The sequence below is a fragment of the Shewanella sp. NKUCC06_TVS genome (assembly GCF_019345515.1).
In the GTDB taxonomy this organism is placed as follows: domain Bacteria; phylum Pseudomonadota; class Gammaproteobacteria; order Enterobacterales; family Shewanellaceae; genus Shewanella; species Shewanella oncorhynchi.
Window position 1 is genome coordinate 191170 of the sequence record NZ_JAHKQX010000001.1, and the last position, 23932, is coordinate 215101.

Sequence of the window (23932 nt, forward strand, 5' to 3'; positions counted from 1 at the left end):
TTCGGGCATTCAATAAAATAAAACGGCTTAGAATCCACCCCACAGGGTAGCTATTGTGCCCGCCAGTAAGGCATAACCAATGGCAACAGGCATTGTTTTACGGATAATTTCTGATTCTCTACCTGCCATACCCACTACCGTTGCAGCGGCAACCACGTTCATTACGCACATCATGTTACCGGCGTTTGCACCGATACCTTGTAGTGCCAATACCAGTGTGTGGTTCATGCCAATATTGTCGGCAACGCTGTATTGTAGGCTGGAGAACATCATGTTTGAGAAGGTGGCTGAACCGGATAAGAAGGCACCAAAAATCCCCACGATAGGCGCCATCCAAGCCCACACTGCGCCCATGGAACCTGCCAACATATCCGCTAAAGCGACAGGCATTGAGGCAAGACCTGCACCATTCGCGCCTGAGTTTAAGAAGATTTTTACCATAGGCACTGATGCGCCTAATGAAATAATTGTTGGCAACATGGACTTACATGAAACACCGACCGTTTGCTGAATCGCAGGGCTTTTCATTTTGAACAGGAAGAAACCTAGAATACACACGGCAACAAAGAAGGCACCTGGTGCATATAAGGTTGCGAAGCTGGCTTTAAGCTCAGTGCCCATTAGGCCTGTCCAGCTGATGTTAAAGCTTGATAACCATGCTTTTAACGGTGCCACTGTACGCGACAGTACCAAAAGCGCAGCCATGATGATGTAAGGTGTCCAAGCGGCAATTTGGGAAAACTTAGCCGTTGTTTCGACTTTTCCGCTTTCTTGACTGTCATTCTCTGCGAAATCATTCCATGGTGTTTTAGGCAGTAAGTAGCCTTTACGCGCAACCGGGATCACTAAGGCCATACCGATCAATGAACCGATAACCGAAGGGAATTCTGGGCCTGCAAGGTAGTTGATGATCCATGCGGGGACGGTAAAGGCAAGACCTGAGAAAATCGCAAATTTCCAAATTGCTAAGCCTTCCTTAAAGGATTTATTGCGACCAAAGAATCCAGTTAGCATGGTCACCATTACGAGAGGAATTAATGAACCTGTGATTAAGTCGATAGTGATCATATGCATGACGATATATCGAGCATAACCAGCATAGTTACCCCCATGGGCAGCAAATTGCTCCGCCGCCATGCTCACGCCACCTTGGATCAGACCCTGTTCCATCCCAAAAAGTACGGGTAGACCAATCGCACCGAAGGATACACAGGCCGAGTCAGCAATCAAAGCCACGACAGCTGCGGCAACGGGTGGTACACCAAGCAATACCAGTAGTGGTGCGCCAATGGCTGCGGGAGTACCAAAACCAGCACTACCTTCAATAAAGGCACCGAATAACCAACAGATGATAATGACTTGTACACGGGCATCGGCACTGATGTTAGTAAACCCTGCACGGATAGTGTCCATGGCACCTGAGTATTTCAGGGTATTGAGTAGGAATACGGCGCCAAAAATGATGGTTAATGGTGTGATGGCTGAGAGCAGTCCTTCGAGGACCGATGCCGCCAGTAATGTGGTATCCATTTGCCAAATAAACACGGCGGCGAGCGCTGTGATTATCATGGAGATAGGCATAGCCTTAGATGCAGGCATTCTGAGTAACACTAGAAATAGCATTACACTGAGCACTGGCGTCAAGCTAGCGAGGAGTTGAAGTATTGTCATGCTTGCCTCTTCATAAAGTGGTCTGTCTTATTATTGATATTAGGATTTTTCATCTGCCTTCATGTCGACTTCCCAGACCAATAAATCAGCAGTTAATACTGCAAGTACTTACGGTCTCGACATTCTGTGTTGTGTACTAGACGCTATTGTGAGCTTGACTAATATGATCTAGATCATCTTGGCTGTTATATGAAATGCTAATTTACAGTGCTGCGGGGTGCTTCTCTCGGGGGATTTTCTTATATGTGACAATGATCACTTAGACTGTTGGGTGTATATCTACTTTGGTTATATTAAATTAAATTTGTTGTTTTTCTGGTTATTAAAAGTAGAGCTATCACTCATATTCATCGTCATTATTGCAATTAACTGATCCATTTATTTCATTAATAGTCTGTTATTGGTTTTTTCAGTCATTTTTAAGGTGTGATTAAGGTCGCATAGATTGTTGTGGCTGGATTACCTCATTTACTTCTATTTTCATCAAGCTATTGTAATGTTTGCCTAATATGTCCATTTTGGAATGTTTTTTTATAGTGATCTAGAGCACCTTTTAAAATGGTGGGATTTTATTGTGATGGATATCACTTAATGAATTTTACTTTAATATGAAATTTTATAACCATTGTTTAATTTAATTTCAGTTTATTTGAGCGAACAGCCAGCCAAAATATTCAAGTATATTGAGAGAACAACAGAAAAGTTGAAATAAATAGTGACCACTTCTAATGGGTTAAGAGGGGAAATTGAGAGAATAGGGTGAAATTGAAGCAGAAATTTTAAGTAACAAAACTAAAAAATACTGTTTGAACTTTTATCAAACTGGTTAGTGTCATTAATGCTTAAACGTCATTAATGCGAATATCAGCCGTTTGTGAGAGGTGCTAAAAAGTTCACCAAAGACTGTGCAGGGGAAAAGATAAGGCTTTAATGGCAACCTTTTAGGTTAAATTTACAAAATAAAAAAGAGACGTGATATGTCTCTTTTGTTGGTGATTTAGCCCAAAGATACAGACTTAAAACAACTTGCTGCCCCAGCCTAATTTGGTCCGCAGCACGTGGAAATAGTTGTGTCCTTTAGGATGAATAAGCCGTAAACGTTCAGAGCTGCGGCGCACTATGATTTCATCGCCGGGTAACACGGCTAAATGCACGTGGCCATCACAGCTGACTTCGAGGTTTTCGCCATTTTCAGGTGACACAACCATTTTTATGGTGCTGCACGCATCGACAACAATCGGGCGACACGACAGAGTGTGCGGGAACATAGGTACTAAGATTAGGGCCTGTAAATTAGGCGTCAGAATAGCGCCGCCAGCGGAGAGGGCGTAGGCCGTTGAACCGGTAGGCGTTGACACTATCATGCCGTCGGCACGTTGGCTGTACATGAACTGATCGTCAATATAGACCTCAAACTCAATCATGTGGGCAATTTTACCCGGATGGAGTACGGCTTCGTTGACGGCGGTGTTGCTCGCCTTGAGCATACCGTGGCGATAGACTTCGGCTTCGAGTAAGAATCTATGCTCGGTATCGAACTCTCCATCGAGTACCTTGGCGAGCGCCTCTTCGAAGGCATCGGGCGGCAGATCGGTTAAAAAGCCTAAATTGCCGCGGTTAACCCCAATCACGCCTAAATCGAAGCGGGCTAATACCCTTGCCGCGCCGAGCATGTTACCGTCACCACCGACGACTATGGCTAAGTCGCAACGCGCGCCAATTTCTAGTAAATCGACCGCTATGATATTGGGTCCTAATTCGGTAGCAACACGCTCTTCCACTAAGACTTCAAAGCCCTGCATTGTCAGCCAATAATGCAGACGCTTTAAGGTTTGGTTGGTCCCTTGGTGGTGAGGTTTGCCGATAAGGCCGATAGTATGAAACTTTGTGGTCATATTTATGCTAGATCTGGCCTTAGGCCTTGAAACGTCAAAATTGATCCCCATAATATGCCCAGAGTATTTCAGAAACAAAGCATTTTTAGCTGGAGTGAAAATGAGCAACGAATCGATTAAAGCAGAACAGGATCTGATCCAAGAGGGTGTAGAGTCTGAAGTATCTACCGCAGAAGCAAGTCTGATCGATGAGCTTACCCAGGCCAATTTCCGTATTGAAGAGCTGGAACAGTTACTCGCTGAAGCTTTGGCGAAAGTTGAAGAGCAGAAGGATTCAGTCATCCGCGCCGCAGCCGAGGTCGATAACATTCGTCGTCGTGCCGCAATGGATGTGGAAAAGGCGAACAAGTTTGCCTTGGAAAAGTTCGCCAATGAGCTTTTGCCTGTGCTTGATAACATGGAGCGCGCGCTAATGGGTACAAACCCAGAAGATGAAGCGACGAAAGCGATTTATCAAGGTGTTGAGTTAACTCAAAAAAGCTTACTCACTGCGGTGGCTAAATTTGGTGTTAAGCAAATTGATCCACAAGGTCAGTCATTTAACCCTGACCAACATCAAGCGATTGGCATGCAGCCAAGCGCCGAGTTCCCTGCGAACACTGTGATGTTGGTGATGCAAAAGGGTTATGAGCTGAACAGTCGCTTGCTGCGCCCTGCTATGGTGATGGTGTCACAGGGTGGCCCTAACCAAGAAAGCGCAACGATAGATATCGAAGCTTAAGCTTTATTGGATCAGCCGCTGTTATAACAGACAGCAACAAAAAAGGACTGCAATTGCAGTCCTTTTTTATGGGCGGAATTTTTTATTGATAAGATTTAGCGTCTTAACGAGATAAGCAAGTTCAGCCTATTGCACTAGATAAGCATTGATTTGCGCCAGTATGCCTTCGGCATCCAGTTGCAAGTCGTGGATGACTTCTTCTGGCGAGCCATGTTTAATGAACTCGTCTGGCAAACCTATTTGGAGTACGGCTTTAGGCATTTTTAGCTTTTGAAGCTGTTCAAGAACACCTGCACCCGCACCGCCTATAATGGCATTTTCCTCCACAGTGACTAACACTTCATGGGTTAGTGCCATTTCTTTTATCAGATCAACATCAAGTGGTTTCACAAAGCGCATATCGACAACCGTCGCATCTAAGCTTTCGGCAGCGGTTAATGCCGATGCGAGCAAGGTACCAAAGTTAAGTATGGCAATACGCTTACCGATGCGCTTAATGACACCTTTACCAATTGGCAACGCAGTCATGGACTCGACTTGCATCGCTCCCGTGGCACTACCTCTTGGGTAACGCACCGCACTTGGGCCCGCATCATAGCAATAGCCAGTGTAGAGCATTTGACGACATTCGTTTTCATCGGACGGCGCCATGATCACCATATTAGGGATACAACGCATAAAACTTAAATCGAATGCACCTTGGTGGGTTGGACCATCTGCACCGACGATACCGCCACGGTCAATGGCAAATAACACGGGCAATTGTTGTAGTGCGACATCGTGAATAAGCTGATCATAGGCGCGTTGCAGGAAAGTCGAGTAAATCGCGACTACAGGCTTGAAACCTTCGCAGGCAAAACCCGCCGCTAAGGTGACGGCATGCTGCTCGGCAATCGCTGCATCGAAATATTGTTTCGGGAAGCGCTGGGAAAACTCCACCATGCCAGAACCCTCACGCATCGCAGGAGTAATCGCTAACACTTTCTCATCTTGTTCGGCAATGTCGCACAACCATTTACCGAAGACTTGAGAAAAGGTCGGTAAACCGGGTTTGGTGGCCGGTTTTTTAAATAGCGATGGGTCAAACTTAGGCACAGCATGCCAACCGATAGGATCTTTTTCAGCAGGTTCATAACCACGACCTTTTTTGGTCATGATGTGTAGCACCTGTGGACCTTTCAGATTACGCATATTGCGCATGGTCTCGACCAGAGCGTCTACATCGTGGCCATCGATAGGACCTATGTAGTTGAAACCTAACTCTTCAAATAGAGTGCCAGGAACGACCATACCTTTGAGGTGTTCCTCAGTGCGTTTGGCCATTTCTTTGATGACTGGCATACCTTTCAACACTTTTTTACCGCCTTCGCGCAGTGTGGTGTAGAAACGGCCTGACATCAGTTGTGCTAAATGATTGTTGAGGGCGCCGACATTTTCTGAAATCGACATTTCGTTGTCGTTCAGTACCACGAGCATGTCATTGTGCAAGTCGCCCGCGTGGTTCATGGCTTCAAACACCATGCCGCCGGTCATAGCGCCATCGCCGATCACAGCTACAACTTTACGACCTGCTTGTTCTTTTTCTGCAGCTATCGCCATCGCCAGCGCGGCGCTAATCGACGTGCCAGAATGGCCAACGCTGAAAGTGTCGTATTCACTTTCTTCACGCCATGGGAAAGGATGTAAGCCATCTTTTTGCCGAATGGTGTGCATCTTGTCACGTCGACCTGTGAGAATTTTATGGGGGTAGGCTTGATGGCCTACGTCCCAGATCAGTCGATCAAAGGGGGTATTGTAGACATAGTGCAGTGCCACAGTGAGTTCTACTGTGCCGAGCCCAGAGGCAAAATGTCCGCTGGACATGCCAACAGACTTAAGAAGGAACTCGCGCAGTTCATCGGCTACTTGTGGTAAAAGTGCCTGAGGAAGCTGGCGGAGCTCATTGGGGGTGTTGGCCTGCGCCAACACGGGAAACTGAGAAATGTCCAAACTCATAGCGAGATACTTCGACTCTTATTATATTCTTCGCTCAATGATATAGCGGGCGAAGTCTGCAATTAACTGGCTATTGTATGGCAATTTAGCCAGCGCTGATAGTGCCTCTTGGATCAGTTGTTTGGCGGTGTCTTGTGCACCTTGTAGTCCAAGTAGTTGTGGAAACGTACTCTTATTCGATTCAGTATCAGAGCCTTGCGGTTTACCTAGCTCTTCGGTGGTGGCTACGATGTCAAGGATATCGTCTTGTACTTGGAAGGCGAGTCCGACCGCACGAGCAAAATCCATCATAGCAGCATACTGATCTTTTGGCGCGTTTGCGGCGATCAAAGCTAACTCAACGGCGCAGCTGATAAGGGCGCCGGTTTTCATATTATGTAGCTGAGTTAACGCGTTAAGATCAATATGTTTATCGGTCGAGGCTAAGTCTATCGCTTGGCCTCCACACATACCACGATAACCTGAGGCTTTGGCTAATACTCTTACCATAGCAATATGTTGTTCGCTGCTGATCCCTGGTACGGCTTCGGTGACAATTTCAAAGGCTAAGGTTTGCAGAGCATCCCCCGCTAAAATGGCCGTCGCTTCATCAAAGGCAATATGTACGGTCGGCTGGCCACGGCGGAGCTCGTCATCGTCCATGGCGGGTAAATCGTCGTGGATTAATGAATAAGCATGGATACATTCAATGGCTGCGGCGCAAGCATCTAACTTTTCGAGTTCGACCCCAAACATGCGTCCTACACTGTATACGAGGAACGGTCGAATGCGCTTCCCTCCCAATAAGGCACCGTAAGTCATAGCGGCTTTTAATTGGGGAGCTGTATCTTCAAGCGTACTAAAACGCTGTTTTAATTGATTATCAACTCGTTGTTGATATTCTTGAATGGTACTGACTAACACGCTTATTCGCCCTCAATGGCATAGGGGGATAGGGGCGCATTTTCATCTTGTTTCAGTAAAATGGCCACTTTTTGTTGGGCTTGTTCGAGTTTTGCTTGGCTATTTCGAACGAGATTGATGCCACGCTCAAATTGTTTTAACGCGTCATCGAGGGAGATATCGCCTTGTTCTAGATCGGCAACGATGCGTTCAAGTTCGCCAAGGGATTCTTCAAAACTAAGATTTTCGGGTTTCTTCGCCACGTTCAGGTTTCCTTTGATTTAGCGGACACAAGGTATATCAGGGCGGCGTAAGGGTCAAATTCAGACTAAAGATATTTGCTCAATAGCACGCTTTGTTACTGAAATTTTTCCAGAAAATATAAATTGTCGCTAAACTTGCTTAGTGTGTGTCCGATAACTGACAATAGTATCATCATTTGTATGGTAATTTTTAACTGGATAAACAAGGCTCGTATGTGTGTCGGTGGGATTATCTTATTCGGTAGAATAACTGAGTGTTCTTGCTTACCCAGAGTAAGTATTATGTCGTTTATTACGAAAATTGAGGAGCCGTTGTGGATTTAGCAACAATAATCGGAATTGTGGGAGCCTTTGGTTTTATTCTCGGCGCTATGGTGACCAGTGGCGGCTTGATGATTTTCGTTGATGTGCCCTCGATCCTGATTGTGTTCGGTGGGTCCTTCTTCGTGGTAATGATGAAGTTCACTCTTAAACAGTTTTTAAGCGCCGTTAAAATTGCTTTGAAAGCTTTTGTATTTAAGATTGATAAACCAGAAGACTTGATTGAACAGTCAGTGACTATGGCGGATGCTGCCCGTAAAGGGGGGTTTTTGGCATTAGAAGAAGCGCAAATTAGCAATACTTTTATGCAAAAGGCTGTCGATATGTTAGTCGATGGTCATGATGGTGAAGTAGTGCGTGCAGCTCTAGAGAAGGACATCGCTCTAACGGAAGAACGTCATCGTACGGGGATTGGCATATTTAGAGCCTTTGGCGATGTTGGGCCAGCGATGGGGATGATAGGTACACTCGTTGGTCTCGTGGCCATGTTATCAAATATGGCGGATCCTAAATCTATTGGTCCTTCGATGGCGGTTGCGTTGTTAACCACATTATACGGCGCTATGGTTGCTAACATGGTTTGTCTTCCTATCGCGGATAAGCTAACGCTTAGGATGGGGGAGGAAATGCTCAATCGTAACCTTATTATGGATGCGGTATTGGCGATTCAAGACGGACAAAACCCGCGGGTGATTGAAGGCTTTTTGAAAAATTATCTCGCTGAAAAAAATCGTAAAATCGATACAACGGACGGAGAGTAGCCCATGGCTAAGTGCAATTGTCCACCGCCCGGAGCACCGCTCTGGTTGGCAACATTTGCTGACTTGATGTCGCTGTTGATGTGTTTCTTCGTATTGTTATTGTCATTTTCTGAAATGGACGTGATGAAGTTTAAGCAGATCGCGGGCTCAATGAAGTATGCCTTTGGTGTGCAAAATAAGGTGGAAGTTAAAGATATCCCGAAAGGGACTTCTGTCATTGCCTTAGAATTTAGACCCGGTCGCCCCGATCCGACTCCGATTGAAATCATTAACCAGCAAACGAATGAAATGACTGAACCTGTATTGGATTTCCAAGCGGGTGAAGACGATAGTGCGGGCGGCGTGCAGCAGCAAAATGGTTCTCAGCGGGGTGGCGAAGCGAGTGCTACGGCGCAAGAAGTTGCCGATGCGGTTAAAGCGGAAGCGGCAGCGGCGCAAGAAAAGATCAATCAGCAAGTGAAGAAGATGGCGCAGGAGCTCAATAAAGAGATCACCGATGGAGCGATTGAAATTGAGTCATTAGGTCAGCAGATTATTATTCGTATACGTGAGAAGGGGTCATTTGCTTCTGGCTCAGGTTTCCTACAGCCTCGATTTAAACCTGTGGTGCGCTCAGTCGGCGAATTGTTAAAAGATGTGCCAGGTGTCATCACAGTGTCAGGTTACACGGATGATATGCAAATAAGCGATGAGCTCTATAGTTCTAATTGGGATTTATCCAGCAAACGTGCCGTAGCAGTGGCCCATGAGTTAGTACAGGTCAGCGGCTTTGATTCTAATCGAATGAAAGTGGTTGGTATGGCGTCTAACAATCCGATTGTGCCTAACGATTCTCCGGAAAATCGTGCCCGTAACCGCAGGGTTGAAATTGCTATTGAGCAAGGTAAAGCGAAGGAGTCTGAAGAAATTCAGATCGGTAATTCGCCTTAAGTGTTTAGATACTCCCAATCTAAAGCCGCAATAATCTTGCGGCTTTTTTATCGAGCTAATGTGGACTTTTCCCTTTTTAGTTAACGTGTTATGCATCAAATTTCTGTGGTTGATTTAAATCCATTTGGGCTTTACGTTAATCACATTGAGTGTGTAATCCCTAAGTTTCCTTAACTATCCCTCAACGACTTATTGTTAATGATTCATCTCAAATCACTTATTTTAAGCAGGGCACTTCAAACCACTCGAGTAGGCTTTAGTGACATTATTTCAGCCTAATTAGCTGCCGTGATTTAGTCATTAATACGCAATGAATACGCCACAAATGTGGCCTGTGTGGCTGTTGGCTATGTGCGCTGAAACTCGCCTTTTTAGGTTGCTTGGGTATATAATCCCCCGATTATTCTTTTAACCAATTTGCTGTTTTAAAATTGCCCGCGGAAATCCCATGAAGTTTATTGTAAAGCTGTATCCAGAAATCATGATGAAGAGCAAGCCTGTACGCATGCGCTTCACCAAAATGCTCGAAACTAACATCCGTAATGTGCTTAAAAAAGTTGACGAAGATGCAAAAGTGCAGCGTCAATGGGACCGCATTATGGTGATGGTACCAAAGGATAAGCCTGAATTGGCCCAAGCTTTCGGTGAGCGTCTGGCGTGTATTCCTGGCATTGCACACGTAGTGCAAGTGGATGAGTACAGCTTTGAATCTGTTGATGATATTTATCAGCAAGTCTTGCCTGTTTACCGTGACCAGCTCGCGGGTAAAACCTTCTGCGTGCGAGTAAAGCGTACTGGCGATCATGATTTTAATTCTATTGAAGTTGAGCGTTATGTCGGTGGTGGCTTAAACCAGTTTACTGATGCGCTGGGCGTGCGTTTAAAGAATCCAGACATTACCGTTAATTTAGAGATTGAGCGCGATAACCTTTATATGGTGACTAAGCGTATTGAAGGTCTAGGCGGTTTTCCGATGGCAACACAGGAAGATGTATTGTCCTTGATTTCGGGTGGTTTTGACTCTGGCGTCTCTAGCTATCAATTTATCAAAAAAGGCGCTCGTACCCACTACTGCTTCTTCAATTTGGGCGGCGCACAGCACGAAATTGGTGTTAAACAAGTAGCTTACCATTTGTGGAAAACCTACGGTGAATCCCATAAAGTGAAGTTTATCTCCGTGCCTTTTGAGCCTGTTGTTGCTGAGATTTTAGAGCGTATCGATAACGGTCAAATGGGCGTTGTATTGAAACGCATGATGATGCGTACCGCGGCGCGTATAGCCGAGCGTATGGGCATTCAAGCCTTAGTTACCGGTGAAAGTTTAGGCCAAGTGTCTAGCCAGACCCTGACCAACTTAAACGTCATCGACCGTTGTACTGAGTTATTGATTCTACGTCCCTTAATCGCCATGGATAAGCAAGACATTATCAACGAGAGCCGTAAAATCGGCACCGAAGATTTTGCTAAATCAATGCCTGAATATTGCGGCGTAATTTCGCAAAAGCCAACGGTAAAAGCAGTATTAGCTAAGGTTGAAGCGGAAGAGAAAAAGTTCTCTGAGGATTTGATTGATCAGATCATCGCCCAATCTGTCACTATCGATATCAGGGAGATCGCAGAACAAATGGATACTCGGATTACTGAGACTGAAACGGTTGCCAGTATCGATACTAACCAAGTGGTCATTGATATTCGTGCCCCTGAAGAAGAGGAAAGCAAACCGCTGCAAATTGAAGGTATTGAGATTAAACGTATCCCATTCTTCAAGTTAGCGACTCAGTTTGCCGATCTCGATAAGCAAAAGACTTATTTGCTCTATTGTGAGCGTGGGGTGATGAGTAAATTGCAGGCATTGTATTTAATCGAGCAAGGCTACACGAACGTGAAAGTGTATCGCCCATAAGTCGGGCGAAAACTTGCCCATTGCCGTATATCGTCAGTGGGATTGATTTGTTATTCAAGTACAAAAAAGCCGCATATTAATGCGGCTTTTTCTTTGCTCTTACTGAGCGTGACCTGAATTTCAGTGTCGTTTAGGTTATTCGGCTTTAACGACCTGCTGATGAGATGTGACATCATCTGTGGCAATCAACAGAGTGGCTTCTTGTAGCACTTCTTGGTGCATTTTATTCATTGCAGCGGTTAAATCTGCAGTGATATTGGCTTGCAAGTCGCTTGTGTCGATGACGATTTCGTCAACGAGTACATTTGCACTGGCATTAAAGCTGAGTGCTGAGACTAATATTAACGCAAACGCCGATTTTAAATTGAACATAGTCGCCTCCGGGCTGACAAATTAACGCTGTCAGACATTCCCATCATCAACTTTGAGATTGTCTAACTTAGGTATTTCATAGCTATGGATGTTTCATCGCTATTGGTGTTTCGTTGATAAGCTGTTTCATTGGCGCAAAATTTAACCAAAAACGCTGGCCTTTACAAACGATTAAATGTAACAATACGGATTAGAAAAACTAATTAAAAAACGAGACTGAGATCACTATGTCGAGACGATTACCACCGCTTAATGCGGTTAAAGCTTTTGAGGCAGCCGCGCGGCATTTGAGCTTTACGCGGGCAGCGGAAGAATTGTTTGTTACACAGGCCGCGGTGAGCCATCAAATAAAGGCATTAGAAGATTTCCTCGGATTAAAATTATTTCGTCGAAAGAACCGTTCTTTGCTATTAACCGAAGAAGGGCAAAGCTATTTTCTCGACATCAAAGATATCTTTATTCAGCTTGCCGATGCTACCGACAGATTACTCGCCCGCAGTGCGATTGGTTCGCTGACGGTCAGTATGTCACCCAGTTTTGCGATTCAATGGCTAGTGCCACGTTTGGCTAAATTCAGTGAGAAAAATCCCGATATCGATGTGCGAATTAAGGCCGTTGATACCGAAGCGAGTTCATTAACCGATGATGTGGATGTGGCTATTTATTATGGCTTAGGTAATTGGCCTGGGCTACGTGCAGATAAGCTCAGAAACGAAGTGCTTATTCCCGTGTGTTCGCCCATGTTGCTCAATGGTCCTAAACCACTCTCAAAACCGAGCGATTTAAAGTATCACACGTTATTACATGATATGAATCGTCACGATTGGCAGGCGTGGTTTAGGCAATGTGGCATTACCGATATTAATGTGAATCAAGGACCTATTTTCAGTCATTCGTCTTTGGTATTGCAGGCGGCGGCCCACGGTCAAGGGGTTGCTCTGGGTTACAGCGTGCTGGCACGCCCCGATATCAAGGCTGGGCGACTTGTGTGCCCATTCCAAGAAGTCTTGGTCAGTAAAGATGCTTACTACTTAGTTTGCCAGCAAAACCATGCTGAGCTAGGTAAAGTGGTGGCGTTTCGTGAATGGATGTTAGACATGTTTGCCGAGGAGTCTCGCAGTGAGTTGTTGCCTGGATAAGCCGAGTTATGTATTAGAAGGGGAGACTGCGAGTACTTTGATTTTATTGGCCCACGGTGCAGGTGCTAACATGGATTCTGATTTTATGCAGGCCATGTCGGCGGGATTAGTTGCTCAGGGCTTCCGAGTGATGCGCTTTAATTTTCCTTATATGCAGGCGAATGCAGTCGATGGCAAACGGCGTCCACCGGACCGCGCGCCTAAATTGCTCGCGTGTTTTACACAGATGCTCGATATCGCCCACTCACAACCACAAGTTAAACGTGTGGTGTTAATGGGGAAATCCATGGGCGGTCGTATGGCGGCCCTATTAGCCTGCGATCCTGCATTAGCGGCGCGCATCGATAGGGTGATTTGTTTAGGTTATCCTTTTGTGCCACTCAAAGGCGGCGAGCCTAGATTGGAACCTTTGAATGAATGCCAAGTCCCAGTATTAGTCGTACAGGGTGAGCGGGATAAGTTTGGTGGCAAAGCGCAGATCCCAAGCTGGCCCTTGAAAGCTGAGATAGGATTGGCTTGGATAACCGACGGCGATCATAGTTTTGTCCCAAGAAAGTCGTCAGGCACCAGTGAAGCCGCTAACCTTGCACGTGCTATTGATTTATCAAGTGATTTTATTCGTGAGCTTGATGTTGAGCGAATAAATGTTGAATGAGTTAATCCCATTCCAGCAGGAGCGTTAAATGCGTAAAGGTTTATTGTTACTCGCCGCCGTGAGCGGATTCTTAGCCGTCGCCTTAGGGGCTTTTGGTGCCCATGGTTTAAAAGCGGTCGCGCCACCAAACTTAATTGAAGTCTTTAACTTAGGTGTGCAATATCATTTCTACCATACCTTTGCCCTCATCATGGTTGCCTTCTCGGGCCAATGGTTAACCTCGCGTTTACTGGACTGGTCGGCATATCTCTTTGTCGCAGGCATAGTACTATTTTCGGGCTCACTATATGGACTCGCCTTGTTTGGGACTAAGTGGTTGGGTCCTATTACGCCTATGGGTGGTGGTTGTTTCTTATTGGGGTGGTTATTATTTGCCGCCGCTGTATGGCGTCACAAAGTTATCGACGGTCATGAGTCTTAATCGCTGATGATTATGTGAGTTAACAGGCTTAGGGCGCACCTAAGCCTTTTTTATTTCTCTAATCGCAACGCAAGTAGGCAAATAGGGCATTTGTGGATTGAAATTGGTATACTGGCACCCAAATCGATAGTCAGCCAATGCTTTGGCTTGGATTTCTCAGGGATCCCCATGAAAAACCTATTTTTATTTTGCCGCGCAGGCTTTGAAAAAGAATGCGCTGCAGAAATCCAACAGCGAGCCGGTGAGCTCAATGTGGGTGGCTTTGTTAAGGCCAACAATAACGACGCTTATGTTGTATACCAATGTTTTGAAGACGACGCTGCTGATACGTTAGTCAAACAATTACCTTTAGATTCGCTCATTTTCGCCCGCCAGATGTTTGCTGCTAGCGACTTGTTAGTTGACTTGCCTGAAAATGACAGAATAAGCCCAATCGTTGCGGCGCTCAGTGACGTCAGCAAAGCGGGTGAAGTGCGGGTTGAAACACCTGACACTAACGAAGCGAAAGAGCTCTCGGCTTTTTGCCGTAAGTTCACAGTGCCTTTACGCCAGCATTTGAAAAAATCGGGCAGTTTGCTCGCGCAGGAAAATCCCAAACGTCCGATTATCCACGTGTGTTTTATTGGACCCGGCCGCGCCTATGTGGGTTATTCCTATAGCAATAACAGTTCGCCACATTTTATGGGCATTCCACGCCTTAAAATGGCGGCGGATGCACCGAGTCGCTCTAGTCTGAAACTCGACGAAGCCTTTGGCCAATTCGTGCCTAAGGAAGAGCAAGAAGAGCGTATTCGCAGTGGCATGAACTCAGTGGATTTGGGCGCTTGCCCAGGTGGCTGGACTTATCAACTGGTGCGTCGCGGCATGTTTGTGTCGGCAGTTGATAATGGCCCTATGGATGAAAAACTGATGGAAACGGGCCAAGTGAAACATTACCGTGAAGACGGTTTCCGTTTCGAACCGCAACGTAAAAATATCTATTGGCTGGTGTGCGACATGGTTGAGAAACCTGCGCGTGTTGCCGAACTGATTGAAGCTTGGGCGATTAACGGTTGGTTTAAGGAAGCGATTTTTAACCTTAAATTACCGATGAAGAGCCGCTATAAAGAAGTGACTGCTATCCTTGAGACCATGCAGACGATTCTTAAAGAGAATGGTGTGACCGATTTTAAAGTACAGTGTAAGCATCTTTATCACGACCGTGATGAAGTGACTGTGCATTTATGGCTACGTCCTAATACCGCGTGGAATTAATTCCAGTGCTAACCCTGCGGTGATCTTGTTGTCGTTAGAATGGTAATAGTCACGCGGGTTTAAAGCCACGCAGGTTTAAAAGCTAGATAACAAAAAGCCCCAAAGGAAACTTTGGGGCTTTTTCGTGTTTATTCATTTGAGTTTCAAGCGCTTGCTTCTTTTAAGCTTTTGCTTGAACAAGCGCGTTTATAGACTCGTCTTAAACGCGCTTAGCATTGAGATCACAGACGCTCAAGCACAGCTTGCGTGAAGTCAGTCGTGCCGTGAGTGCCGCCTAAATCGCGAGTCGTACGGTCGCCTTCTTCAATGACTGCAGATACCGCTTTACGGATTTGCTCAGCTTTGTCAGCCATACCTAAGTATTCCAGCATTTGGATAGACGCTAAAATCACTGAGGTTGGGTTTGCGAGGTTTTTGCCAGCGATATCAGGTGCACTACCGTGAACGGCTTCGAAAATCGCTGCATCACGGCCAATGTTTGCACCTGGAGCCATACCTAAACCACCCACTAAACCGGCACACAGATCCGATAAAATGTCACCGAACAGGTTAGTCGTTACGATCACATCGAAGTTTTCTGGGTTCATCACTAACTTCATGCACGTTGCATCGACGATCATTTCTTCTGTCTTGATGTCTGGGTAACGTAGGCTCACTTCACGGGCCACTTTCAGGAACAGGCCTGACGTTGACTTCATGATGTTGGCTTTGTGTACAATAGTGACTTTCTTACGGTTTTCTTTGCGAGCTAGTTCGTAGGCGAAAGTGGCGATTTGCTCGGCACCTTGGCGAGTGACGATACTGGTTGCTTCGGCTGTTAAACCATCTTCAGACACTTTTTGACCATGGCCAGAATACATGCCTTCGGTGTTTTCACGTACTGTGATGATATCGATATTTTCGTAACGGGCTTGGGTACCTTTGAAAGACAGTACTGGGCGTACGTTAGCATACAGACCGAATTTTTTACGCAAGGTTACGTTTATAGAAGTAAAGCCTTCACCAACGGGAGTCGTCAGCGGCCCTTTCAGCGTGATACGGTTTTTTTCAATGAGTTCTAAAGTGCGTGCTGGCAGTAACTCGCCTTGCTTTTCAAGTGCAGTCAGGCCGGCATCGGCAAATTCATATTCAAAATCACAGCCCGCTTTATCAAGAATTTTTAAGGCTGAATCAATAATACTTGGGCCAATTCCATCACCTGGAATTACGGTTATCGTTCTTTTTGACATGGAGAAGTCCTTCCACGGTTCGTCGTTACTGCAATTGTCTGCCCCAGTGCTAACTGGATAGCAGGACTATGAATTTGGTATTTTTTCTGCCTATTATTTTAACCATCTTTGGTCAAACTTCACAGGAAATAGTGAGCAATATCACGATTTTTTATGTGGTATAACTTGTAAAAATACTGGGTTCTCACCATGATGGAGAGCCAATGGTTAAAAAAGTCTACTTTAGTCTAACAAATATATAAAAGAGGAAGACATTGAAGTTAATCCCTATCACATCTCTGGTTTTGTTATCCCTTGGAATATTGCCAGCAGTGCAGGCTGAAACCAGCACTAAACCGCTCACCCTAACAGACATTATGCATTTTGAATCCCTTGAAAAGCCGGTTATTGCAGACAAGGGGCAAGTCATCGCGGTCGAGTCTGCGCCCGATCGCGGGGATAGTCACGTCATTGTGAAAAATGTCCTGTCGCAGCAAAGCTATCAAATCGCGGGGGCGTCAGATCCCTTGATGAACCACGATGGTCGTTATGTAGCTGTGGTGGTTAAACCGAGTTTGCTCACGCGTGAAACGAGTGATGCCAAGGCGAAGAAAAAACTCAAGTCCGACATGGTGTTGCTCGATACTCAAACTGGCACGCAAACTCGCTTTGAGCGCGTGAAGGAATTTGTGTTCAGTGATGACGGTAGGCATCTGGCGATTGGGTTTGAGGCTGATGAAGAGTCCAAAAAAGATGCTGGGTCTAAAACTACCGAAAAACTCGCTGAAGCAGGCACACAAAGCCCTGCGAATATTGATAAGCCAAAGGTCGATAAGTTTGACCAAGGTCGACGTTTTACGTTGCTCAGTTTAGAAGACCAAACAAAGCGAATTGATGTCGAGCAGGTTACTGGCTATGTTTTTGATAAGGCAAGCCGTAGACTCGCGCTGGCAGTGAACGATATCACCAATAAGCAACATCAATTGCAGTTAGTCGATTTAAACACTCACAAAAAAACCGTTGCCTTTGATTCGCCTAGCCAACAGATTGGTGCGTTAGCGCTGGCTAAAAATGGTCGTTGGCTTGCATTTACGCAGGGCAAAGACAGCGAGTTACCTTATGGTCGCAGCTATCAGTTATCGCTGGTCGATTTGCAGTCGGGCAAAATCAGTAACCCCCCTGAATCACCCGAGTGGAAACTGAATCGCTACACTAGCTTAAGCTTCTCATTGGATAGCGAACGGCTGTTCTTTGGCCGCGTACCTGAGGTGAGTCAGCAGCTCAGTTTGCAGAAGATCACCGAAGAAAAAGACCTGTTCGATACAAATATTGTCACCGGACAGCGTGGGCTTAAGGTGTGGCATGGGGATGATCCTCGTATTAAGCCTAATGAAATCAAGCAATATGAGGATGAGCAAAAACGCACTTACCCTGCGGTATTGCATGTAGGTTCGAATAAAGTGGTGCAGCTTGGCGATAAAACTGTTCCAGATGTGACGATTTCACAACATAAACGTTTTATGTTGGCCAGTTCTGATTTGCCCTATCGCAAGATGGCAACTTGGGCAGGGTTCTACCAAGATTATTATCTGGTCGATATTAATACTGGCAGTAAAGTGCCATTTTTGACACAACAGCCGAGTGATGCCGAGCCTACGCTGTCGGGAAATGGCAAGTATGTGGCTTATTATCAGCAAGGTAATGTGTATCTCTATGATATTGCACAGGACCGTCGCACTAATCTCACAAAATCCCTAAAGGTCAGTTTTGCCGATGAAGACCACGATTATCCATCCAGTGCTCCAGGATATGGTTTTGGTCCTTGGCTTAAAAATGATGCGGGTTTCTTGGTTTACGACAAATACGATGTTTGGCAGTTTAATACCGAATCTAAGGCGGGTTTTGCCTTAACCGCAGGTAAAGGGCGTACCCAGAAAATTCAATATCGCCTTGAGGGCTTAGTCGATAATCCCGATGAGCCGGCAGAGCTTGCCTATAACGCCACTGTGTTACTCCACGGTTATAGTGATAAAACCAAGGCCGATGGTTTTTATCAAGCCACCTTGGGCGAAGCAGGCGTGAAGACGTTGATGCAAGGTGAGTATAAGCTGACAGTATTGGGACGCAGTAAAGACGGCGATACTATCGTGTTTTCTAAGGAACGTTTTGACTTATTCCCTGACTTGTATACGGCTAACTATAGCGCACCGCAAAATGCAGTTAAGCAAACCGATTTAGATAAGCAGCGTCAAGCCTTTAACTGGAGCCAATCCGAGTTAGTTCACTGGACAAATGGCGATGGTAAACCGTTAGATGGCGTGCTGATCAAGCCGACGAATTATCAAGCGGGTAAGCGCTATCCTGTACTGGTTTATTACTATCGCTTTATGACGGATAGACTGCATGCCTTCCCGCAGATGAACATTAACCACAGACCTAACTTTGCTTGGTACATCAATAATGGCTATGCGGTGTTCCTACCGGACATTCGCTTTGAAATTGGTTACCCAGGGGCGAGCTCAGTACAAGCGCTCATGTCTGGCGTGCAAAAGCTGATTGAGATAGGCATTGCCGATCCCGATGCTATTGGTTTGCAAGGTCATTCTTGGAGTGGCTATCAAACGGCGTTTGCCATTACTCAAACTAAGATGTTTAAGGCGGCGGTTGCAGGTGCTCCAGTATCGAACATGACCAGTGCCTATAGCGGTATTCGCCACGGCACAGGTATTGCGCGTCAGTTCCAATATGAAACCGGACAGAGTCGTATTGGCGCAAGTTTGTTTGCCGCGCCGCAAAAGTATATTGAAAATTCGCCAGTATTTTATGCTGACCGTATTCAAACGCCTTTGATGATCATGTTTGGTGATAAGGACGATGCAGTGCCTTGGGAACAAGGTGTTGAAATGTACTTAGCCATGCGCCGTGCGGGTAAAGAGGTGGTGTTCTTACAATACGAGGATGAGCCGCATCACTTGAAAAAGTACCCGAACAAGCTCGATTACAGCATTCGCATGATGCAATATTTCGACCATTATCTGAAGGGAAAACCCGCGCCAGAATGGCTCAGCAAAGGTGAAGCCTATGTCGAGTATAAGGCCGATGATGAATAGGCAATTGGTTTAGTTGTTTTACAACTGAGTCAATTCGTTGATTGTCAAAATAAAAACGCCACCGATTCGGTGGCGTTTTTATTTAACTGTCAGTCGTATTTATTTACTGGTTAATGTCTCTTGGGCAGAGCTGAGGGCTGTGTCAGTATCTGCATTGAGATATTGCTTATAGGTATCTTGGCCCCAAGCAATCAATTGATCATTTTCAAAAATAAGTGGGGTACATTCCTCTTTCGTGGTTACACCGTCTGATTTTTCATGGTGAGTGCGATAAAAGAGCACCTGTAGCTTGGTTTCTTTTACGGCTTTGGCCTCTGAAAAGTCAGCTTTACCTAGTAACTGTTTTACTGAAACGATATTTTGCCCTAGCGCTAACTCGTTCATTTTTTGGCTGTTATAGGATTGTCTGTCCTCCCAACTCATGTCATCTGGCGTAGGTTCATAAACGAGTACCACCACAGCGACAAAGGCGACGTAGGCGGCGAAAATGCTACCGATGATTACCGAAACTTTTGATTTCATTTACAGTTATTCCTTTACCTCATTAAATGAGTCACGTTATTACGTCCATAAAATACGCTTTTGTTGTTCTAAGGTAAATGCGTTAATTGCAACTTTATATTAACAGATGTTTAGGCTGGATTGATTGGGTTTTCAGGCCGGCAGTTATTATCAGGCAAGGAGTTCATCACGCGAAAATCTTTTAAATTAATATTGAGTGGCAGGTCTGTTTGTAACTGCGCGAGCTTATAGCTGAGTCTTGCCATCTCCTTACCTTCGGCAAGTTTTTTGGCTTGTTTAGCGCCTAAGTTAGATAGCGATGAAAACAAGGTTGGTAAGCTTCTAAAGGTTTTCAATAATTCGGCAGCCGACTTAGGGCCTATGCCCGCAATACCAGGAATTTTATTACCGCTATCGCCAGCTAATGCCATCAAGTCGAGAAATTGACTGCGTTCGACACCGAGTTTTTGTTCCAATGCAGCGATATCTAAGTACTGCTGATTAAAGTGATCCCACTGGCTGATTTGGCGATGATTGAGCTGACTAAAACCTTTGTCGGTGGACACTATAATGGCTTCACCCTGCGCTTTGGCGGTTTTTATCGCTAGAGTGGCAATCACATCATCGGCTTCAGCCGCCGCATAAATAGAGCCAATGTTCATCATGGTTAAGTGATCTTGCAGCGCAGCAAGGCCTTTTGCCAGCGGCTCTGGCATAGGTTTACGGCCTTTTTTGTAATCGGGGTAAAGCTGTTTACGCCATGAGATTTCATCACCGTCCCACACGATAGCCACATGGGTAGGGCGATGCACCCGCAGCAGTTTAGTACACGCCAAACTGACGCGCTCTGTGAGGCTTTGCATATCGGATTCATCGGGGATCGCCGCATAGATGCGGCGAACCAAGTTGAGACCATCGATGATTAAAAACTTGTTCATGGGGTGTTGTTGCTTCGCTCTCTATTTCACTATTTGATAGCAAGGAATATAGGCGCTTCCTGGAAGCTTCATTCTTTGTTGTTGTACAAATGCACTCAAGAGTTTATCCATCATATCCATGAGCTTGGGATCGCCTTTTAATTGGAAGGGTCCATCACGCTCTATGTGCTTGATTGTTTCCGACTTGACGTTACCCGCCACTATACCCGAAAACGCTTTACGCAGGTTGGCGGCTAATTCGGCTTTGTTGGTTTGGAAGTGTAGATCTAAGTTTGCCATCACTTCGTGGCTTGGGATAAAAGGTAACTGAAACTCAGACTCTATCTTCAGTGCCCACTGATATTGGTAAGCATCACCTGTTGAGCGGCGATAGGCTTTTACTTGCTCCATTCCTTGCTTCATGATGCGTGCCACTTCAGTGGGATTATCTATGATAATTTGGTACTTTTTCTGAGCTTCGGGTCCTAAGGTTGAGGCAATAAACTCATCAATCTTAATGAAGTAATCTGCGCTCTCCGTTGGGCCTGTGAGTATCAGCGGGAAAGGCGTTTGTTGGTTTTCTTCGTTAAGTAAAATACCCAATATATATAGCAATTCTTCAGCTGTGCCAGCACCGCCAGGGAAGATAATAATACCATGGCCTAAGCGCACGAAAGCTTCGAGGCGCTTTTCAATATCGGGTAAGATCACCAGTTCATTGACAATTTGATTCGGTGGCTCGGCGGCAATAATACTTGGTTCAGTTAAACCAATATATCGTGCATTTTTAATCCGTTGTTTGGCATGACCTATCGCCGCACCTTTCATCGGACCTTCCATCGCGCCAGGACCACAGCCAGTACAAATATCTAATTCCCTCAGGCCAAGTTGATAACCTACCTCACGTGTGTACTGGTATTCGATGGCATTAATACTGTGTCCGCCCCAACAGACGACCACATTAGGGTCTTTCATCGGTGCTATCGCCCGCGCATTACGCAGAATATCAAACACCACATTGGTGATATGGTGGGCATTGGTCAGATTAATGTGTTTTAGTGAGTCATATCTATCACTGATATAAAGGATATCGCGTAAGACTGAGAACAGATGCTCTTGAATTCCCGTGATAATTTGACCATCGACAAAGGCTTGTTCGGGGGGATTGATCAGTTCTAATTTTACCCCACGCTCCCGTTGTAAAACGTTGATGTCGAAATCATGGTATTGCTCGAATAGGGCTTTAGAGTTGTCGGTTTTTAAACCCGCGGCAAGCACTGCTAAGGAGCAGTTGCGGTACAGTTGGTATAGGGCACTTTTGGCACTATTTTTGAGTCGATCAACTTCAAGTTGCGAAAGCTGATCCATGCTGCCTTTTGGGCTGACTTTTACTATCATTTACCACTCCTTCGTCATGACAGGAGTGATTAGAGGAGGCGTATAGTGGGGCTTAATTATACGTCAATCACAACCCTGTCTCTGCTTTCGTGTTTCGCTTTGTAGAGTGCTGCATCGGCGCGTTCAAAGGTCTCATGTATGAGTTCACTTCCCATAACTTGCGCAGCCCCTATAGATACTGTAACTGTAATTCTCTGATTTTTAAATTTAAATGGAATATTTTTTACTTTCTCGCGCACTCTGTTTAAAAGTTGAGCGATATCAGCAGGGGCCACATCAGGTAATAGCAGTACAAATTCTTCGCCGCCATAGCGGGCTACAAATTCTGTATCTCGCAGGGAGTTTTTCAATGCCATTGCTATAACTTGCAAGGTTTTATCACCTGTGCTGTGGCCAAAACTGTCGTTGATGGTTTTGAAGTGATCGATATCGGCAACGGCAACCCACAACGGGGACTTATGCCGTTGATAGTTACGGTATTCTAGCTCCATGCGCTCTTCTAATGCAGCACGGTTAGGCAATTGAGTTAAGCTGTCGAGTAAGTTGAGTTTTTGTTGTTCAAACAAACGCTCTTTGTAGGTGTTAGCCTCACTACTTAACTCATTAAGCTCTTTGCGCATTGTCTCCATCGACTTGCGCAGCAGAGCTTGCTCTCTTTGCTCTAGGGCTTCTTTACGGGCTAATGCCGAGCGGATAGAGTTAAGTTGCTCTGTTAGTTGAGCTTTAAGGTCAACGACGTCTTCCACATCGATAATGATTTCACCTGCGTTATCGACGCGGGTGTTAATCTCACGATTCAGCTGGGTTTTTAATTGGAAGCTACGTTGATTGTGATTGTAAGATTCGCTCACCACTTCACGCACCGCGGCTAAGGCATCATTGAGTGCAAACAAAAACTCTTGGGATGCCGATTTCTCGCGGGCGATGTTATCAAGCAATAATGCTAAAATGGTTTGGTAGGCTTCGAGCAAGCTATCAACTTCAATCTCAGAAGAGAGTACTTCTTTGATCACTAATACTTGGTCACGTTGATCTTTACGGAACTCGATTTCCGAAATCATCTGCGCCAGCTCATGGGCTAGTTGCCTGTGCTTTGGTAAGACATCAAGTTTTTCAGATTCGCTAAATTGTAGCTGTAATATGGTTTCGTAGAAGCCAATGATTTGCTTAACTTTAGGTATATATTCCCACACAGTATGAAAAGGTTTAGCCAGATCTTGCTTGAAGTAATTGACTTCTTTTTTGAGCTTTTCAGGTGCAGAGTTAACGCGTTGGATCTGACGGATCACCTGTGACAAACCAGTACGACTCTCTTCGAGTTGTACCATCACATGGTGATATTGGCCTTTTAGCAGGCGCTCGACATCAACTAATTCTGGCAATGCCTCATCGACTCGCTCAAACGTATTTAAGTTATGGCGAAGTTTGGCGAGTTTATTATCCAGCTCAAGATTTTGCCCTTTACAGGCGAGGCTTAAGTGACCAATAAATTGGAGTAATGTCTGTAACTTTGCATTTCTATCTTCATTAACTTCATCAAGGGCAAGTTTGGCCGAATGGAGTTTCTGTTGCAGCAAGGCAAGTTGTGAAACTGTAGCGCTTGAATCCTTCATCC

General features: G+C 45.4%; 20 protein-coding genes. 9 read left to right on the forward strand and 11 right to left on the reverse strand.

The window, feature by feature from the left end; translation table 11 throughout:
- Positions 1-27: 27 nt before the first annotated feature.
- Positions 28-1671 carry an L-lactate permease gene (locus KO531_RS00780; protein ID WP_049821741.1) on the reverse strand — a complete coding sequence of 548 codons (1644 nt, stop codon included), beginning with the start codon at positions 1669-1671 and terminating at the stop codon, positions 28-30.
- 1016 nt (positions 1672-2687) lie between these two features.
- A complete protein-coding gene (gene nadK, locus KO531_RS00785; RefSeq protein ID WP_081729057.1) occupies positions 2688-3566 on the reverse strand; it encodes an NAD(+) kinase in 879 nt (292 codons plus the stop codon).
- Between the two features lie 100 nt (positions 3567-3666).
- Between nadK and grpE the strand changes: the two genes are divergently transcribed.
- Positions 3667-4287, forward strand: a complete 621-nt coding sequence (grpE, locus tag KO531_RS00790) for a nucleotide exchange factor GrpE (protein ID WP_028760692.1) — start codon at positions 3667-3669, stop codon at positions 4285-4287.
- A 126-nt stretch (positions 4288-4413) separates the two neighbouring features.
- Here the strand turns inward: grpE and dxs are convergent, their stop codons facing one another.
- The 3 genes from dxs to xseB are packed head-to-tail and all read right to left on the reverse strand — an operon-like array spanning position 4414 to position 7427.
- A complete protein-coding gene (gene dxs, locus KO531_RS00795) occupies positions 4414-6282 on the reverse strand; it encodes a 1-deoxy-D-xylulose-5-phosphate synthase (RefSeq protein ID WP_219250132.1) in 1869 nt (622 codons plus the stop codon).
- Between the two features lie 21 nt (positions 6283-6303).
- Positions 6304-7185, reverse strand: a complete 882-nt coding sequence (ispA, locus tag KO531_RS00800) for a (2E,6E)-farnesyl diphosphate synthase (protein WP_219250133.1) — start codon at positions 7183-7185, stop codon at positions 6304-6306.
- A gap of 2 nt (positions 7186-7187) precedes the next feature.
- Positions 7188-7427: an exodeoxyribonuclease VII small subunit gene (gene xseB / locus KO531_RS00805; RefSeq protein WP_219250134.1), complete on the reverse strand. Its 240-nt coding sequence runs from the start codon at positions 7425-7427 to the stop codon at positions 7188-7190.
- A 314-nt stretch (positions 7428-7741) separates the two neighbouring features.
- Here xseB and pomA point away from each other — a divergent pair, with 314 nt between their 5' ends.
- From pomA to thiI, 3 genes are all read left to right on the forward strand, one after another.
- Positions 7742-8509: a flagellar motor protein PomA gene (gene pomA / locus KO531_RS00810; protein WP_173497062.1), complete on the forward strand. Its 768-nt coding sequence runs from the start codon at positions 7742-7744 to the stop codon at positions 8507-8509.
- A 3-nt stretch (positions 8510-8512) separates the two neighbouring features.
- Positions 8513-9439, forward strand: coding sequence for a flagellar motor protein MotB (locus KO531_RS00815; RefSeq protein WP_113941028.1), 927 nt, complete (start codon positions 8513-8515; stop codon positions 9437-9439).
- A gap of 448 nt (positions 9440-9887) precedes the next feature.
- Positions 9888-11342 carry a tRNA uracil 4-sulfurtransferase ThiI gene (gene thiI, locus KO531_RS00820; protein WP_028760687.1) on the forward strand — a complete coding sequence of 485 codons (1455 nt, stop codon included), beginning with the start codon at positions 9888-9890 and terminating at the stop codon, positions 11340-11342.
- Between the two features lie 135 nt (positions 11343-11477).
- Here thiI and KO531_RS00825 read toward each other — a convergent pair whose 3' ends face one another.
- A complete protein-coding gene (locus KO531_RS00825) occupies positions 11478-11714 on the reverse strand; it encodes a hypothetical protein (RefSeq protein ID WP_198572079.1) in 237 nt (78 codons plus the stop codon).
- 227 nt (positions 11715-11941) lie between these two features.
- Between KO531_RS00825 and KO531_RS00830 the strand changes: the two genes are divergently transcribed.
- The 4 genes from KO531_RS00830 to rlmM all read left to right on the forward strand — a co-directional run bounded on the left by KO531_RS00830 (position 11942) and on the right by rlmM (position 15183).
- On the forward strand, positions 11942-12853 hold the full coding sequence (locus tag KO531_RS00830; protein WP_105249769.1) for a transcriptional regulator GcvA: 912 nt from the start codon (positions 11942-11944) through the stop codon (positions 12851-12853).
- Complete coding sequence (locus KO531_RS00835) at positions 12834-13508, forward strand: alpha/beta fold hydrolase (protein WP_219250135.1); 675 nt, start codon at positions 12834-12836, stop codon at positions 13506-13508. The genes KO531_RS00830 and KO531_RS00835 overlap by 20 nt, the downstream gene beginning before the upstream one ends.
- Before the next feature lie 28 nt (positions 13509-13536).
- On the forward strand, positions 13537-13929 hold the full coding sequence (locus KO531_RS00840; RefSeq protein WP_011918954.1) for a DUF423 domain-containing protein: 393 nt from the start codon (positions 13537-13539) through the stop codon (positions 13927-13929).
- Between the two features lie 168 nt (positions 13930-14097).
- Positions 14098-15183, forward strand: a complete 1086-nt coding sequence (gene rlmM / locus KO531_RS00845; protein WP_011846285.1) for a 23S rRNA (cytidine(2498)-2'-O)-methyltransferase RlmM — start codon at positions 14098-14100, stop codon at positions 15181-15183.
- 221 nt (positions 15184-15404) lie between these two features.
- Here rlmM and KO531_RS00850 read toward each other — a convergent pair whose 3' ends face one another.
- Positions 15405-16412: an isocitrate dehydrogenase gene (locus KO531_RS00850; protein ID WP_113941031.1), complete on the reverse strand. Its 1008-nt coding sequence runs from the start codon at positions 16410-16412 to the stop codon at positions 15405-15407.
- 254 nt (positions 16413-16666) lie between these two features.
- On the opposite strand from KO531_RS00850, the gene KO531_RS00855 reads away from it, so the two are divergent.
- A complete protein-coding gene (locus KO531_RS00855) occupies positions 16667-19501 on the forward strand; it encodes a prolyl oligopeptidase family serine peptidase (RefSeq protein ID WP_219250136.1) in 2835 nt (944 codons plus the stop codon).
- 99 nt (positions 19502-19600) lie between these two features.
- Here the strand turns inward: KO531_RS00855 and KO531_RS00860 are convergent, their stop codons facing one another.
- From KO531_RS00860 to KO531_RS00875, 4 genes are all read right to left on the reverse strand, one after another.
- On the reverse strand, positions 19601-20023 hold the full coding sequence (locus tag KO531_RS00860; RefSeq protein WP_219250137.1) for a DUF3192 domain-containing protein: 423 nt from the start codon (positions 20021-20023) through the stop codon (positions 19601-19603).
- 110 nt (positions 20024-20133) lie between these two features.
- Entirely contained in the window at positions 20134-20940 is an 807-nt protein-coding gene (gene xni / locus KO531_RS00865; protein ID WP_219250138.1) for a flap endonuclease Xni, read from the reverse strand.
- 21 nt (positions 20941-20961) lie between these two features.
- A complete protein-coding gene (ppnN, locus tag KO531_RS00870) occupies positions 20962-22317 on the reverse strand; it encodes a nucleotide 5'-monophosphate nucleosidase PpnN (protein ID WP_028760679.1) in 1356 nt (451 codons plus the stop codon).
- Between the two features lie 56 nt (positions 22318-22373).
- Positions 22374-23930, reverse strand: a complete 1557-nt coding sequence (locus KO531_RS00875; RefSeq protein ID WP_105249767.1) for a GGDEF domain-containing protein — start codon at positions 23928-23930, stop codon at positions 22374-22376.
- Positions 23931-23932 lie beyond the last annotated feature (2 nt).

Bases quoted from the DNA above. Each gene is read 5' to 3' on its own strand.
- KO531_RS00780 (WP_049821741.1), bottom strand. From the start codon at position 1,671: ATGACAATACTTCAACTCCTCGCTAGCTTGACGCCAGTGCTCAGTGTA.
- nadK (WP_081729057.1), bottom strand. From the start codon at position 3,566: ATGACCACAAAGTTTCATACTATCGGCCTTATCGGCAAACCTCACCAC.
- grpE (WP_028760692.1), top strand. From the start codon at position 3,667: ATGAGCAACGAATCGATTAAAGCAGAACAGGATCTGATCCAAGAGGGT.
- dxs (WP_219250132.1), bottom strand. From the start codon at position 6,282: ATGAGTTTGGACATTTCTCAGTTTCCCGTGTTGGCGCAGGCCAACACC.
- KO531_RS00815 (WP_113941028.1), top strand. From the start codon at position 8,513: ATGGCTAAGTGCAATTGTCCACCGCCCGGAGCACCGCTCTGGTTGGCA.
- thiI (WP_028760687.1), top strand. From the start codon at position 9,888: ATGAAGTTTATTGTAAAGCTGTATCCAGAAATCATGATGAAGAGCAAG.
- KO531_RS00825 (WP_198572079.1), bottom strand. From the start codon at position 11,714: ATGTTCAATTTAAAATCGGCGTTTGCGTTAATATTAGTCTCAGCACTC.
- KO531_RS00830 (WP_105249769.1), top strand. From the start codon at position 11,942: ATGTCGAGACGATTACCACCGCTTAATGCGGTTAAAGCTTTTGAGGCA.
- KO531_RS00840 (WP_011918954.1), top strand. From the start codon at position 13,537: ATGCGTAAAGGTTTATTGTTACTCGCCGCCGTGAGCGGATTCTTAGCC.
- rlmM (WP_011846285.1), top strand. From the start codon at position 14,098: ATGAAAAACCTATTTTTATTTTGCCGCGCAGGCTTTGAAAAAGAATGC.
- KO531_RS00850 (WP_113941031.1), bottom strand. From the start codon at position 16,412: ATGTCAAAAAGAACGATAACCGTAATTCCAGGTGATGGAATTGGCCCA.
- KO531_RS00860 (WP_219250137.1), bottom strand. From the start codon at position 20,023: ATGAAATCAAAAGTTTCGGTAATCATCGGTAGCATTTTCGCCGCCTAC.
- xni (WP_219250138.1), bottom strand. From the start codon at position 20,940: ATGAACAAGTTTTTAATCATCGATGGTCTCAACTTGGTTCGCCGCATC.
- ppnN (WP_028760679.1), bottom strand. From the start codon at position 22,317: ATGATAGTAAAAGTCAGCCCAAAAGGCAGCATGGATCAGCTTTCGCAA.
- KO531_RS00875 (WP_105249767.1), bottom strand. From the start codon at position 23,930: ATGAAGGATTCAAGCGCTACAGTTTCACAACTTGCCTTGCTGCAACAG.